Consider the following 13,983-nt stretch of genomic DNA (forward strand, 5'->3'; position numbering starts at 1 on the left):
GGCCAGGCCGGCGGCCATGCGGTCGGCGGCGCGGCGTTCGCGCGTGGCCGTCACGCGCTGCTCACCGGTGGTCCCCGCAGGGCCGGGACGGCCCCGCAGGTAACGGCGCTCGGCGGCGTGCCGACTGGCGACACCGAGAGGAGCCGCGAGGTCGGCCCAGCTGGCCCCCGCATCGCGGGCGGTCTCGATCAGGCCGGTCTCCCATCCGACGAGCTGCTCACGCACCTGCCGCAGCAGCATCAGCGAGGCCAGCGCCTGCTCCGGGCCCGGGCCCGGGCCAGAACCGTGGAGGTCGGGGTCCCCGTGCTGGGCGGTTCGCAGGGCGTCGTCTATAGCGGCCAGGGCCGCCGCGGCGGCGAGGAACGAGGCCGGGCTGTGGGCGTCGGCGTGAGTCGTGGAGGGCGGGTCGGCTGTGGTCACGAGCACCTCCTGAAAGCTGTCATCGAGTCATTGACATCATGTTTGTCATCCATTGGATGACATGTTGCAACGGTGTCAGTGCAGCGCATTGGCAGCAACCGTCTGGACCTGTTGGGGGTGTTTCACGATGTTGATGCGCACTGACCCTTTCCGTGAGCTGGACCGTCTGGCGCAGCAGCTGATGGGCCCGGGTACCTGGTCCAAGCCGTCGTCGATGCCGATGGATGCCTACCGCGAGGGCGACGAGTACGTGGTGGCCTTCGACCTGCCCGGTGTGACCGCGGACGCGATCGACATCGACGTCGAGCGGAACATGCTGACCGTCAAGGCCGAGCGGCGACCGGTGGCGAAGGCCGACGACGTGCAGATGGAGCTGTCCGAGCGGCCGCTGGGGGGCTTCTCCCGCCAGATCGTGCTCGCCGACACCCTCGACACCGAGCATATCCAGGTCGACTACGACGCCGGGGTCCTCACCCTGCGTATCCCGATCGCCGAGCGCGCCAAGCCCCGAAAGATCTCCATCGGCGTCGGCTCCGGCCGCAAGGAGATCTCCGGCTGACATCCTCCGACCGGAGACGGTGCGGAGGACGGGGCTCCTGATCTCCCCCTCACCCCCGCCCTCCGCACCTCCGCGAGCAGTCCCACGAGGTAGGGGTGGCCGAGATGACTCTGCGACGCGAAGCGTTCCTCGACCGCGTGAAGGAACGCGGCGAATACGGCACTGCGGCCGAAGCCGAGCGTGCGGCCCGCGTGGTTCTCGCCCTGCTCGGCGCACACCTCGTCGGTGACATCCGCGCCCAGCTCGCCACACGCCTGCCCGAAGAGTTCGCCCTGATCCTGCTCAACCCGCTGCAGAGCGCCGAGCCGCTGTCCCCGGAGAGGTTCGTCCGCGCGGCCGCCGCGTGGATCGAGGGCGCAACCGAGCAGACCGCGACCTGGGACGTCAGCGCCGTGCTGTCCACCGTCGCCGACGCCGCCGGCGAGGACCTGCTCGGGCAGATCCTGCTCCAGCTCCCCGTCGGCTACGACCTGCTCTTCGGCCGCCCACGGCCCACCTGACTCATCCACGCCCGGCGCCCGAAGCGCCGGGCATCACCTGAGCCCCGGGCGTACCATCCGGCGCCATCGGGCCGCTGACAAAGGCATCCAGACGTGATCACCGACGTGCGCGTACCGCTCGAGCCCCCGCAGCCGTACGGGGCGGCGTACGAGCAGATGCTGGGAAGGTCCGCTACGAGGGTGCCTACCCCACCCGCGAGCGGGCCGACGAAGCCGTCCGCCTCGTCCTCGCGGGACTGGGGCGGCAGATGACCGGCGACGAACGCGTCGATCTGGCCGCCTGCCTGCCCCTGGAGGCCGCACGCGTCCTGACCGCGCAGATCCCCGATACCCAACCGCTGACCGGCTGGGCCTTCGTCAAGGACCTCGCCACCCGTACCGGCGCGAGTCTGGCCACCACCGGCTGGGACACCGGCTCCGTCTTCGCGACCGTCACCGCCTACGCCGGACCCGACCTGATCACCCGCATCCTGGCCCAGCTCCCCACCGGCTACACCCTGCTGTTCGGCCGCGCCGAACTCCATCCGGCCGCATAGAGCAGGCCCGTGTCCTGTCGGCGCCGGGGAGCGTTAGACAGCGCGACGCGTGCACGGGTCGGCCAAGACCCACGGGACTCGTGCCGTCCGCGGTCCCTGGTACCGCGCCCGGAGCCAGGGACCGCAGCACGTTAGGCCTCTCCGGGCCCCGCGACGGCGAAGGTCCCGCCCCCTGCGGCCTTCGCCGCCGCATTCACCCTCCGGGCCAGGGGAGGCGGCGCACCAGCATGGTCCACTCCTCATCGCGCTGTCCGGGGACAAGCCGTCCGGCGGTTCGCCACTGGTGCGAGAGCTCGGTGAAGATCGGCTCCCCGTCGGGCCGGTGAACCGTTTCGTCCCCGCCGTGCGGTACGCCGACGGCACGTGCCGGGCGCATCGTCGTGGTCGTCATACCAGGTTCAACGCGTCGCAGTTCGGACGGGTTACCCGCCTCGGACGGCTTCCCCCAGCGCCGTGCATGCGGCGTCGGAGTCCAGGAGGAGGGCGAACTCTGCGAATCCGATCCGCCGGACGTCCTCGTCGGCCGGATTCCCGCCTTCGCCGGCGCGGGTGCGGGCGAGGTGGGCGGCGCCCAGAGCCAGGATGCGCTCCCGTTCCCCCGCTGTCCAGGTCCGTGTCGGCAAGTGCGGTCAGGACCCGCCGCCACAATGCGTCTGGTCGGTAATGACCCGGCCCCCTCGCTCTGGTGCAGCGCGGCGAAAACTCGCTCCGCGTAGTCCTCGCAGGCCGACACGCACTAACCCAGCCGCTCGGCCGCCCGGGCGGCATCCGGCGCACCGAACACGTCCCGCGCCGTCAGGTCCCGGTGCCAGCGCCGCAGCCGCTCCAGGCTCTGTTCCTCCTCCTCCAGTTCGGCCAGCGTGAACTTGGCGGTACGGATCTCCTTGGCGATCTCCTGCTCGAACTTGTCGCAGTCCGCTAGGAATTCGGCCCAGTCCTCTGATCGTGCCGCGGTGAACATCGCCTCGAAGCGGGCCGCGTCCTCGGGGGAGCGTCCGGACGCCTGAAGGGTGACGGTCTGCCCCTGGGCACGCTCGGCCAGCTCCACCGCACGCCGGGTCCCGTCGGCGAAGACCGGTACGTCCGGCACCGCCCAGATGCCCTGGCCCAACGAGAGCGCGCCGATCTTCCGCAGCTCGCGCCACACCGCCACCCGGTGCCTTGTCGGCTCGGTCGGCAGCTTGATCACGAGCACCAGCCACCGGACCCTCGCATTACTGTTCGCCACGCACAGGAATGTAGCAACCGTTACAGTTACGCCTGTATCGGCTGACGCGGGGGCGACCCGCCTCGGGTTGGGGGTGAGCGATGACCCGACGATCGTTTTCTGTGGATGACATGCGTCGGCGACGTTGAAGATCTTTGCCATGCCGATGATCAGCGCGGAGGTGGCGCGATGTGGGTTCAGGCCCGCAGGGTGCGTCGCAGTCGGCGTCCGAGGACCTCGACGGACATGCTGACCAGCAACGACGCCAGCAGGATGCTGGTGACTACGGGGAAGTCGAAGGCTGCGAGGCGTTCGCTGAGCAGTCGGCCCAGACCCGCGGCGCCGACTACGCCGACGATGGCGGTGTCGCGTACGCAGATTTCGAACCGGTAGAGGGTGTAGGTGATCAGGTGGTTCGCGGAGGGCGGTGCCATGGCCACCGCGGCGGCTGCCGCTCGGGGTACGCCGGTGTTGCGCAGGGACTCGCGGGGGCGCAGGTCCATTGTTTCCCAGGCTTCGGCGACGAGCCGGCCGAGGATGCCGCCGGTGTAGAGCCCGAGCGCCAGGGCGCCGGGCAGGATGCCGGGGAAGAGGGCGAGGAGCGCGATGATGGCCCACACGGTTGGGGGGATCGACCGCAGCGCCAGGAGCAGCGACTGGGCCGCCCACCAGAGGGCCTGCCGGCCCCCGGCCGCCGGGCCGCGGCGGTCGGCGCGTGGGCGGCTGGCCCAGGGGCCGACGACCATGGTGATCAGGACCGCGATCACCATGGCGAGGAGGGCCATGGCCACGGAGTCGAGTGCGGCGCCGGCCAGAACCTGCCAGCCGCCCTCCGGGAGTGTGGGAGGCCACAGGTCGGACAGGAGCCGGGCGCCGAGGTCGTGGGTGCGGTCCGAGGTGAGTCCGGCCGGTGAGAGGCCGGTCCACCACCAGGCGAGGGCGGTCGCGGGGATCACCAGGATCAGAGACCAGCGGGTCGTGCGCGACAGGCCGCGTGGTGAGCGGTCCTCGTCGTGGGAGCGCTCGTGTCCGACCGACCAGTCGGCGCAGGTCACCACCGCGACGTCGGAGCGGACTCGGTTGCTCCACAGTTCGATCAGCCCTGCGAGGGCGAGCAGGGCCGCGATGAGTGTCCAGACCTCGTCCCAGTTGCGTGATTGCAGGCTGACCGTGAGTTCGAATCCCAGGCCTCCGACACCCGCGAACCCGAGCACGACGGTGGAGCGCAGCGCGCACTCGAAACGGTAGAAGGAGTAGGACAGCAGCAGCGGCGCTGTCCCTGGAAGAAGGGTGTAGGCGAGAGCGGAGCCCCGTTTGGCGCCGGCGGCGCGCAGGGCTCGCAGCGGACCGTCGGGCACGCTGTCGAAGGTCTCTGCGAAGACCTGGGCGCTCTGCGCGCCGAACGGCAGGGCGAGTGCGAGGACGGCGACGAGCGGGTTGAGGCCGAGCACGCTGACGAACAGCAGTGCCCATACCAGCTCGTGGACCGAGCGGACGGCCACCAGCGCACCGCGCAGGACAAGGCGCCCGGCACGTACCGGCCAGGGCGGCGAGCTGCTCCACGCCACGTTGCAGAGGATGAGTCCGCCGGTCAGGCCGAGCATCAGCGCGCCCGCCGTCCCGAGCAGGGCCAGGGCGAGCGTCATTGCCGTCGCCTTGAGTACTACCGCGAGGAAGTCGGGGGCGAGGGAGGGATGCAGCGCACTGGCCGCGATGTCGTCGAGCAGGGCCAGACCGCCCTGGTTGACGAGCTCGCCGCCCGGGGGCAGGGCGTGCCGGGCCGCCCAGGCCAGCAGCGCGGTCACCGCCGTCAGGGCCGCGAGTCTGTGGAGCTGTACCCGTCGTCCGCTCGCGGGCTTGCGCCCCGGCACGGGGGCGGGCGGTGGCGGTGGCGGGGTGTCCAGCCGGAGTGTCATACGAGCGCGTAGAGATCGTGCAGGTCGGCGTCGCTGGTGTCGGCGGCGGGGCGGTCGAGGACGATTCGGCCGTGGCGCAGGCCCACGACGCGGGTGCAGTGCTCGCGTGCGAGGGCCGGCTGGTGCAGGCTGACCACGAGTGTTCTCGCGCTCGGAAGGGTCGAGGTGGCGAGCAGGGCGAGGATTCTGGCGGCGCGCACGGGGTCGAGACTGGAGACGGGTTCATCCGCCAGTACCAGTTCCGGTGCCTGTACCAGGAGGCGGGCGATCGCGACACGTTGCCGCTCGCCGCCGGAGAGGCGTTCGGTGCGTTCGTGCAGGGCCCAGCCGAGGTCGACGCGGTCGAGTGCGTCCTTGACCACGTCGAGTGAGTGGGGCCAGACCAGTGAGGCCAGGGCGCGGGTGGTGCTCCATCGGGCGAGCCTGCCCGCGTTGACGTTGTGCACCACCCGGACTCGTTCGATCAAGGCCAGGTCCTGGCTCACCGAGCCGATGCGTCGCTGCAGCAGTCTGCGCCGTGTGGCGGAGAGACGTGCAAGGTTCTCGCCGAAGACCTCCACGCTGCCGGTGGTCGGCTCGAGCGACCCGTTGAGCAGGGCCAGGAGCGTGGTCTTGCCGGCTCCGCTGGTGCCGAGTACCGCGATGCGCTCCCCGGTGTGGACGGTGAGATCCAGATCGCGCAGCGCCTGGTGCGAGCCGAACCGGCGCCCCGCTCCGCACAGCCGGATCACCGGAGCAGTGTCGCTCACTGCAGCAGCCCCAGTTCCCGGGCCACACCTTCGATCCGGTCGTATGCGGAGTTCGTCGTTCGGATGAACGATGTGGCGCCGAAGAGTGTGAGTACTTTGGCGTCCTCTGTGTTTCGGTGGTCGAGCCCCAGGAGCAGGGCCAGGATCTTCTGCCTCGTTCCGGCGCCGTAGGTCTTGTCGAGGTCCGGGCGGGCCAGCCAGTGGTAGTCGGCGTATCCGGGGGTCTGCCACAGCACGACCGCTTTGCTCAGGTCGACCTTGCCCGCCGCTGCGGTGGCGTCCCAGACCTGTTTGTTGACGGCGCCGGCCTCGAAGCTGCCCTTCGCGACGAACTCGATGGTGGCATCGTGGGAGCCGGAGAAGCCGGGCTTGCCCCGCAGGTCACTCTGTTCGAGTCCGGCCTGCCGCATGAAGTACTGGGGCATGAGCCGGCCGGAGGTGGACGTCTCGCTGCCGAAGGTGAGGGTGTGCCCGGCGAGGGCGCGCAACCCGTCCATCCGGTCGAACGGCCGCAGGCCCGAATCGGTGTGGGCGATGAAGAGGCTGTGGAAGTCGGCGTCGATGTCCCGTTGCGCGATGGCGGTGGCTCCCGGTACACGCGCGCGTGCCTGGACGCCGGTCAGTCCGCCCATCCACGCAAGGTGAATGTCGCCGATCTCGAAGGCACGAACCACGGCGGTGTAGTCGGTGACGGGCCGGTAGGCGACCTTGAGGCCGGTCGCTTCGGCAAACCGTTCGGCCACGGCCGGGTAGAGCCGGTTGAGGAGCTCGGGGTCCTGATCGGGAATGGCGGAAATCCCGAGCTGCCGGGAATCCGACCCGCCCTGGCGGCCGCAGGCGCTCAGCACGAGCGTCACTCCGGCACCGAGGAGCAACGTGCGACGGGTCACCGGTTTCACAGACATGGCCATCTCCCTGTCACTGGTGTCACCGGTGCTGCCGGCCGTGGTGGTGAGCGGCGGCGTCAGTCGCGCGGTGCCGCCCGGCCTGAGGCGGCGACCATTGCGGCGACCACGGCGAGGGACAGCAGGAAAGCAGCCGAGGTCGCGGTGCCGCCCAGGAACGGACCGCTGAAGCCGATCTGGGCGTACAGGGACAGGGCGGCCGCCCCGCCGACGCCCGCCGCCGCCCAGCCCAGGAGGGCGATGTGCCCGCGGGCGGCTACCAAGAGCAGTACACCGGCCACGAGCAGCACCAGGCCGCCGAAGAGGTTGTACGCGCCGAGGCCGACCGCGAGACCGGTGGACGTCAGGCCGGAGCCCCGGGTGGTGCCGGGATCGCCGGCGGAGTTCAGCACGCTGTAGGCGCCGACGACCACCGCGAGCACACCCCAGAACTGACCGAGGTTGCGGGCCGGGGCCGTGCCGGAGCGCACCGCGTCCACAGCCAGTACACGCCCGGCCGATGAGAACAGGACCGCCACATGAGCGCCGATCATCAGCCAGTAGGCCCACGGCCACTCACCCGGGGCGGACGCCACCGAGAGGGCGATGGCCATGGACTGGGCCACCCCTAGAGCCGCGGCCACCCGTACCCACGCACCGGTGAGCAGCATGACCGCCAGTGCGGTCTCGACGATCAGCACCGCCCAGCCGAACACCACCATGTTGGGCAGTACGAGATGTTCCACAATCCAGCTGTACGGAGGGAACACCGGGTGGCTCACGGCCAGGGACGTGAAGTGGAAGAGCCCCCCGCCGGTATCCCTGCCGAAGTCCGGGGGACGTTTCCACTCCACGTTGTACAGCCACATCAGGCCGAGCAGGACCCGGAGGAAGGCCGCGCCGGCTGCCTGCTCACGGCGGACCTCGTCGGTCGCTGGGGCGAAAAGCCAGCGGATGAGTGTGCGTACGTTCTCAGGCACAGCGGAACACCTCACGTCCCGAGCGGGCGGCGGCGTCCTGGACGGCGAGTGTGTCCCGCACGACGCCGAACACCTCGGCCAACGGCAGCGGGGCATCGGCGATCCGCAGACGCGGGTTGGTGACCGCCACCGGATGCCACCACGCTCCATCGGCGGTGAGCGTCGGCTCGGGCTCCAGATTCTCCAGGGTGACGCGCACACCCGTGGCGGCGAAGCCTTCACGGGCCACCGGCCGGATGACACGGTCCCCCGAGGCGATCCCGGCGTCGTCCAGACGCCGGTGCAACTCTTCGACGCCCTTGGGGTCCTCGTCGTACAACGTGGCTGCCACCCGCACCCGGAAACCCAGCGAACGGGCCAGCTCGATGCCCTCGACCGCCCGCGACCACGACCCCGCACCCCGCTGCCGGTCGTGCAGATCGGGCGTGGCCGAATCAAGGCTGATCTGAAGCACCACATCGCGGTCCAGACGCTCCAGGGTCTCCCGGCGCCTGCCCTTGGAGAAGATCATGGCGTTGGTCAGTACGGTGCGATCCAGACCGGCCGCCGCCGCGACCACGGCGCCGAGCTCGGGATGCATGAACGGCTCGCCGCCCGTGAAGAACACCTCACGGCCGCCCTGGGCCACGAACTCCCCGCACACCGCGGTAGCAAGGTCCGTGCCGAAGCGCCGGGCCGCGGCCTTCGGAGAGGACTCGGCGCAGCAGTACACGCAGGCGAGGTTGCAGTCGAAATTGGTGTAGATCCACAGCCGCCGGCCCACCGGCGTCCGCTCGCCCCGGGAGAAAACGGTGTCGGTCTGGGCGGCCCTGCCCGCCTTGCGCACGGCGAACCACCACGGGCCCCCGGCCGACTCGGCGACCGCGGTGGCCACCTCATGACCGGTCAGCTCGGCCCAGGCGGGCAGATCGGTGACGACACTGACCTGCGCGCTGCGCACCCCGAGCAGCTGCCCGGGCTCGAGCCGCCGCATCGCACGGGTGATCAGCAGCAGCAGACCGCTGCCGCAGTCCATATCGCCGCCGTCGACCAGGGCCTCGACCAAGCCGAGGGGGTTCGCCGCCGGGTCAGGATCCGCCAGTTCGACCATGGCGTCATGCTAGCGGCAGAAAGGCCCGATATCCGACATGCGGGACATTACCGAATCATGACGCCGCGGGGCCGTGCCGCCAGGTCTACCCTCAAGCCATGACGGACCACGCCATCCCCCGCCCCGACACCCCGACGGCCCGAGCGGCGTACTGGGAGGAGATCCATCACGGCAAGGACGTCGACGGGGTCTCCTGGTGGCAGTCGGTCCCCGGGCTCTCCCTGAGCCTGGTCGACCGCACAGGCCTCGCCCGCGACGAGCCGATCATCGACGTCGGCGCCGGCTGGTCAACCCTGGTGGACCATCTCGTCGAGCGCGGCTACCACGACCTGTCGGCCATCGACCTGTCGGCCACCGCGCTGCAGACCGTACGCAACCGCCTCGGCCCGGCAGCCAAGGACATCGCCCTCACCGTGGCCGACGTCCTCGACCTGCACACAGGGCGCACCTACGCCCTCTGGCACGACCGGGCCGTCTACCACTTCCTCACCGAACCCGAGGAACGCACCGACTACCTCGCCTCACTGGAGCGCTCACTGCGACCGGGCGGCTGGCTCGTCGTGGCGACGTTCGGCCCGGACGGCCCGACCACATGCAGCGGCCTCCCGATCAACCGCTACTCCCACGCCGAACTCGCCCACCAGTTCCCAGGGTTTCACCTCGTCGACACCGCCGGCGAGGACCACATCACCCCGTGGGGCACCTCCCAACAGTTCACCGCAGTGCTGATGCAACGCCGCTGAACCGCATCGGCGCGCCCCGGGCCCGTGCGGCATCGCGGGTCCGGTTCCGCCTGCCCTCACCTCATCACGCTGTCGGCTCGCCCTGGTCGTCAGCTCGGGCCCACGTTGACTCATGGCGCCCTTCTCTCCCTCAATGAACATGGGTCGCCAAGCTCACGGCACGGGGGCGCCGCCCGGTACCGGGGTGCGCCGCGGTCCGGCCGTTGCTGCCGGTGCCGGGCTGGATGCGAGGCCGCGGCGGGCAGCCGGAGGCGTACTGCCACCGCGCAATGTTGGACGCGATCCGCACCTCGTGGACGACGGAATCAAGTGGCGCGCCATGCCGGCCGACTTCCTACGCCGTGGGACCGGGCATACGCCTTCTTCCGCCGCTGGCGCGACCGTGGCCTGGTCAAGGAGTTCCACCGGCTGCGCGCCAGGGTCCGCGCGAGGCTGGGCAAGGATGCGGAGCCCACGGCCGGGGTGATCGACTCTCAGTCAAGGCGGACGCCGTGGTGGGCACCGACAGCCGCGGCTACGACGGCTGCAAGCAGACATCCGATGCGAAGAACGGCACGTCGGGGTCGACACCCTCGGCCTGCTGCTCGGCGGATGGCCACCGCCGCGGATGTCGGTGACCGCATGGCCGCGCAGGTTCTGCTGGCGCGGGTGGCCGCCACGCACCACCGCCTCGCCCTCATCTGGGCTGATGGCGGCTACACCGGCAGCCTCGTCGAGCACTGCCTGGCCGCGCTCGCCCTGGTGCTGGCGATCGTCAGGCGCAGCGACGACATGCGCGGCTTCGTGGTGCTGCCGAAACGGTGGATTGTCGAGCGTCTGTTCGCCCACCTCATGCGCAGCCGCCGCCTGGCCCGCGACCACGAACGGCGCACCGTCAGTGTCGAGGCGATGATCCTGTGGTCGATGACCATGGTCATGAGCCGCCGCCGGGCTGGGCCACACCCGGCGCGGGCGTGAACCGGCCCGGTGCCGGCTCGGCCAGCCAGCCCCGCGCCACCAGGCGTTTCGCCTTCGACCGCAGCGCCTCCACCCGCGCCGGCACCACGTCCGTACCGAAGGCGGCTGCCATCTCCTGGCAGGTCACCGGCCCCTGACCGAGCCGGGCCCGGTCCGCCCCCAACTGCAGGATTCGCTGGTAGTCCACCGACAGCACTGACCAGGCCAAACCCTCGCGCCACATGGGCACCTGCGACTTCGGCTTCGCCACCGCCGTCGACTGCGGGGCCTTTCCTGGCTGCCCTTCGGTGGCCGGCGCACTCTCGTCGGCCCGGACAGAGTCCTGCCCGGTCTCCTCCGCCGGGGCGAGCACCTCGCCGACCTTCGAGCGGGCAATCGCCCACTCCTGCCACTCCCGCTCGGCCACGGCCAGTTCGGCCTGGATACGGTCGGCTTCCTCCCGCAGCGCGTCCACCCGAGAACAACCACCCAGCTCGCGCTGTTCCAGCAGTCCGACCACGGCAGCCGGCTGTCGGGCGAGTGGGCACGGCCCGTTCGGCCGACAGCGCGAGCAGCGCCCCGCTCGTTGTGCGGATGTGCAGGACGAACGGACAGCGGTAGACCCCTACGGGGCCGGGCAGCTGCGCTGCGCGCTGAGGTTCCGCATCGAGACCGTCCTCGCCCAGCGCCTGGGGGTGATACCGGCGTCGGTTGCGTCGTCCGACCCGGAGCCTTCCGGCGGGACCAGCTGCTGCGACGGCGGGTACCGCCTCGTAGGCTGCGGCCATGACCGAGACCCAGACCCCGACGCCCCACGACGCCTTCGACCTGCTCATGGCCGGTAACCAGCGCTTCGTCTCCGGCACCCCCGAGCACCCGAACCAGGACGCCACCCGCCGCACCGAGACCGCACCGTCCCAGCAGCCCTTCGCCGTGCTGTTCGGGTGCTCCGACTCCCGGCTGGCCGCCGAGATCATCTTCGACCGCGGCCTGGGCGACCTCTTCGTGGTCCGCACCGCCGGACACGTCACAGGTACCGAAGTCCTCGGCTCCATAGAGTTCGGCGTGAGCGTCCTCAACGCGCCGCTGGTCGTCGTCCTCGGCCACGACTCGTGCGGCGCGGTCGCCGCGGCCTGCTCCGCCCTGGAAAACGGGCAGACACCGGGCGGCTTCGTCCGGGACGTCGTCGAACGGGTGACCCCCAGCGTGCTGGCAGCCCGCGCCGCCGGACGCGAAACGGCCGAAGAGATCCTGGACGAGCACATCGAGCACACCGTGGACCTGCTGCTGGAACGCTCCCGCATCCTGGCCGATGCGGTGGCCGCCGGCCGCCTCGCCGTGGTGGGGCTGTCCTACCGCCTGTCCGACGGCAGCGCCCAGCTCGTCGCCACCCGCGGCCTCGACGCGGCGGTCCCCACCGCATCCTGACCGCCCCGGCAGTGGCTGCTCACGCGGAGGGCCGGGGCCCCGCGGCCCGGCGAAGCCGGTTGGCGACCGCCAGCCCCAGCCCCTCCTCCACCGGCAGGGACGCGACGATGAGGTCGCACCCTTGCTGGTCGAGCTCACGCAGGAACCCGTACAGCCCGTGCGCGTAGGCGTCCAGCGAACCGGGCAGCGCCACCACGGCGTGCGCCTTCACCGTAGCGTCGGCGAGGGACGGGGGAAGAAAGACGCCCACCTGGTGCCCCGCCTCCTGGGCGAGCTCGGCTTCGGCGACGACCTGCTCCGGCTCGACCAGGACGACTCGCGCACGCGGCGCATAGTGCGACGGGTGCTGGCCCGGCACCCGGACACCGCTCGTAGACGGGACCGCGACCGGATGCCCCAGCACCGCTTCGAGGTCCTCACGCGTCACCCCGCCAGGTCGCAGGATGCTCAAGGTCTCGCCCGTGACGTCGACGATGGTCGACTCGACGCCGACCTGGCAGGAGCCGCCGTCCAGGACGAAATCGACGGCGTCACCGAGCTCCTCCCGGACGTGGTCCGCGGTGGTGGGGCTGACCGAGCCGAAGCGGTTGGCGGACGGGGCCGTGACGCCGCCGCCGAAGGCCGACAGCAGCGCGAGAGCCACGGGATGGTCGGGCACGCGCACCGCCACCGTCTCCAGACCACCAGTCGCTTCGAGCGGCACGCGGTGGCCGCGTCGCAGGACCAGGGTCAGCGGCCCGGGCCAGAAGTGTTCGGCCAGCAGGCGCGCGGTCGCGGGCACCTCCTCGACCCAGTCGTCCAACTGGTCCGCGGCGGCAATGTGGACGATCAGCGGATGAGAGGGCGGCCGACCCTTGACCTGGAAGATCCGCGCTACGGCGACGGGGTCCTCGGCGTTCGCGCCCAGACCGTAGACGGTCTCGGTCGGCAAGGCCACCAGGCCCCCCGCGCGCAGCACACCCGCTGCCCTCTCGATGTCAGTGGATATTGCCGTCACCCTCGTACTTCCCTCTCACGGTTCCATTCGCCACGTACCTGATCTCGCCGGCGTATGACGACGAGACCCATGCACGCCCTACCGCCCCCATGATGCCGCGCAGACCGGATGGCCAGGCCGCGCCGACCGGACCAACATGTGCAGGCCCGAGGGGGATCGGACCGAACGTGCTGCGGCTCCGGGTGCCGGGCATGTACCGGGGGCCGCCGACCTGCACAAGTCCATGAAGGCTTTCTACGACCCGTGCACGCGTCACCCCACCAACGCCACCGCGCCGGCCAGGACACGCCCGGCGTCAACACCGCGCCGCCCCCGCCTGGCACCATGCCCCTCATGCAGTCGCTGCCCACGCCCTACCCCGCCGACTTGGTCCCCGACGCCACCGCGGTCGACGCCTTCAACGCCACGTACAAGCAGGCCAAGCGCCAAAACGCAGTGTTCATCGCCGTCGAGAACCAAGGCCGGCGCTGGACGGTGAAAGCCGACGCACTGACCGCCGGCCCGGACCATACCGTCGGCAACGAGGCGTACGACACAGTCCGTGGCTCCGTCATCCGCCTGAACCGCGCCCGGGAGATCCACTCTGACTCCTCCGCCGGCCCGGTCTACTTCGTGCTGTACGGCGTGGAGACCGAGCCGCGCCCGTGAACTTGCCGCCGTGCTGCACGCGGCGCCGCACGGGAACCTCGAACCCCTCACTCGCGCCGTGCCCGAGGCGTCGTCCTGACGCCCGCCCTCACCTCGTATGAGCCGCTGACACTTCACGTGGCAGGACGACTGACGTTCTCGTGGCAGACGGCACCCACCTGCGGAAACGCCGTGTGAGGCTTGTAGATGGCGGGCCGAGTTGCCGAGAGATCGCCCCTGCGGCCCGCCGCGCTCGCTACGGTGACGACCATGGCGGACCAGAGCGAGGCGCAGGCGTGGTCGGGGCCGGCGCGGCTGGGCGCTGTCGAGCCGCCGCCCTGAGCGCCGCCCGGCACGGTGCGGATGGTCACCGGCACCCGGGCTCGGCAGGTAAACGACCAGGAGGCCCGG

16 protein-coding genes and 2 pseudogenes are annotated in these 13,983 nt (G+C 71.0%); 7 read left to right on the forward strand and 11 right to left on the reverse strand.

All coding sequences use genetic code 11. The features are described from left to right. Positions 1-420 (reverse strand): annotated as a pseudogene (locus AB0M99_RS29610) (type III effector protein); the annotation flags it as partial. 127 nt (positions 421-547) lie between these two features. Here AB0M99_RS29610 and AB0M99_RS29615 point away from each other — a divergent pair. From AB0M99_RS29615 to AB0M99_RS29625, 3 genes and pseudogenes are all read left to right on the forward strand, one after another. Next, the gene (locus AB0M99_RS29615; protein WP_365925776.1) at positions 548-979 is read left to right on the forward strand and encodes an Hsp20/alpha crystallin family protein; all 432 of its coding nucleotides are present in this window, start codon (positions 548-550) and stop codon (positions 977-979) included. A 104-nt stretch (positions 980-1,083) separates the two neighbouring features. After that, on the forward strand, positions 1,084-1,479 hold the full coding sequence (locus AB0M99_RS29620; protein ID WP_365925778.1) for a DUF2267 domain-containing protein: 396 nt from the start codon (positions 1,084-1,086) through the stop codon (positions 1,477-1,479). Positions 1,480-1,572: 93 nt separating this feature from the next. Further along, positions 1,573-2,015 (forward strand): annotated as a pseudogene (locus AB0M99_RS29625) (DUF2267 domain-containing protein). Between the two features lie 193 nt (positions 2,016-2,208). On the opposite strand, the gene AB0M99_RS29630 reads toward AB0M99_RS29625, so the two are convergent. The 8 genes from AB0M99_RS29630 to AB0M99_RS29665 form a co-directional block, all read right to left on the reverse strand. Beyond that, positions 2,209-2,406 (reverse strand): hypothetical protein, encoded by a 198-nt coding sequence (locus tag AB0M99_RS29630; RefSeq protein WP_365925780.1) that lies wholly within the window; start codon positions 2,404-2,406, stop codon positions 2,209-2,211. Between the two features lie 31 nt (positions 2,407-2,437). Continuing rightward, positions 2,438-2,638 (reverse strand): hypothetical protein, encoded by a 201-nt coding sequence (locus AB0M99_RS29635; protein ID WP_365925782.1) that lies wholly within the window; start codon positions 2,636-2,638, stop codon positions 2,438-2,440. Positions 2,639-2,751: 113 nt separating this feature from the next. Continuing rightward, a complete protein-coding gene (locus AB0M99_RS29640) occupies positions 2,752-3,243 on the reverse strand; it encodes a Chromate resistance protein ChrB (protein ID WP_365925784.1) in 492 nt (163 codons plus the stop codon). Positions 3,244-3,419: 176 nt separating this feature from the next. Next, positions 3,420-5,138, reverse strand: coding sequence for an ABC transporter permease subunit (locus AB0M99_RS29645; protein WP_365925786.1), 1,719 nt, complete (start codon positions 5,136-5,138; stop codon positions 3,420-3,422). After that, positions 5,135-5,887: an ATP-binding cassette domain-containing protein gene (locus AB0M99_RS29650; RefSeq protein WP_365925788.1), complete on the reverse strand. Its 753-nt coding sequence runs from the start codon at positions 5,885-5,887 to the stop codon at positions 5,135-5,137. Before AB0M99_RS29650 ends, AB0M99_RS29645 begins: the two co-directional genes overlap by 4 nt. Continuing rightward, positions 5,884-6,792 carry a putative selenate ABC transporter substrate-binding protein gene (locus AB0M99_RS29655; RefSeq protein WP_365925790.1) on the reverse strand — a complete coding sequence of 303 codons (909 nt, stop codon included), beginning with the start codon at positions 6,790-6,792 and terminating at the stop codon, positions 5,884-5,886. The genes AB0M99_RS29650 and AB0M99_RS29655 overlap by 4 nt, the downstream gene beginning before the upstream one ends. Before the next feature lie 59 nt (positions 6,793-6,851). Continuing rightward, positions 6,852-7,751: a hypothetical protein gene (locus tag AB0M99_RS29660; protein ID WP_365925792.1), complete on the reverse strand. Its 900-nt coding sequence runs from the start codon at positions 7,749-7,751 to the stop codon at positions 6,852-6,854. After that, on the reverse strand, positions 7,744-8,841 hold the full coding sequence (locus AB0M99_RS29665) for a radical SAM protein (protein WP_365925794.1): 1,098 nt from the start codon (positions 8,839-8,841) through the stop codon (positions 7,744-7,746). Before AB0M99_RS29665 ends, AB0M99_RS29660 begins: the two co-directional genes overlap by 8 nt. A gap of 98 nt (positions 8,842-8,939) precedes the next feature. On the opposite strand from AB0M99_RS29665, the gene AB0M99_RS29670 reads away from it, so the two are divergent. Together AB0M99_RS29670 and AB0M99_RS29675 are read left to right on the forward strand one after the other, a co-directional pair. Further along, positions 8,940-9,584: a class I SAM-dependent methyltransferase gene (locus AB0M99_RS29670; protein WP_365925796.1), complete on the forward strand. Its 645-nt coding sequence runs from the start codon at positions 8,940-8,942 to the stop codon at positions 9,582-9,584. A 591-nt stretch (positions 9,585-10,175) separates the two neighbouring features. Next, on the forward strand, positions 10,176-10,541 hold the full coding sequence (locus AB0M99_RS29675) for a transposase (RefSeq protein ID WP_365925798.1): 366 nt from the start codon (positions 10,176-10,178) through the stop codon (positions 10,539-10,541). Here AB0M99_RS29675 and AB0M99_RS29680 read toward each other — a convergent pair. Then, positions 10,498-11,040 (reverse strand): hypothetical protein, encoded by a 543-nt coding sequence (locus AB0M99_RS29680; RefSeq protein WP_365925800.1) that lies wholly within the window; start codon positions 11,038-11,040, stop codon positions 10,498-10,500. The genes AB0M99_RS29675 and AB0M99_RS29680 overlap by 44 nt on opposite strands. A gap of 266 nt (positions 11,041-11,306) precedes the next feature. On the opposite strand from AB0M99_RS29680, the gene AB0M99_RS29685 reads away from it, so the two are divergent. Further along, the gene (locus tag AB0M99_RS29685; protein WP_365925802.1) at positions 11,307-11,948 is read left to right on the forward strand and encodes a carbonic anhydrase; all 642 of its coding nucleotides are present in this window, start codon (positions 11,307-11,309) and stop codon (positions 11,946-11,948) included. A gap of 19 nt (positions 11,949-11,967) precedes the next feature. On the opposite strand, the gene AB0M99_RS29690 is transcribed toward AB0M99_RS29685, so the two are convergent. Further along, entirely contained in the window at positions 11,968-12,945 is a 978-nt protein-coding gene (locus tag AB0M99_RS29690; RefSeq protein WP_365925804.1) for an L-threonylcarbamoyladenylate synthase, read from the reverse strand. 333 nt (positions 12,946-13,278) lie between these two features. On the opposite strand from AB0M99_RS29690, the gene AB0M99_RS29695 reads away from it, so the two are divergent. Continuing rightward, a complete protein-coding gene (locus AB0M99_RS29695; protein ID WP_365925806.1) occupies positions 13,279-13,593 on the forward strand; it encodes a hypothetical protein in 315 nt (104 codons plus the stop codon). The last annotated feature ends 390 nt before the right edge of the window (positions 13,594-13,983 follow it).

This window comes from Streptomyces sp. NPDC051183, from assembly GCF_040682455.1.
Classification (GTDB): Bacteria; Actinomycetota; Actinomycetes; order Streptomycetales; family Streptomycetaceae; genus Streptomyces.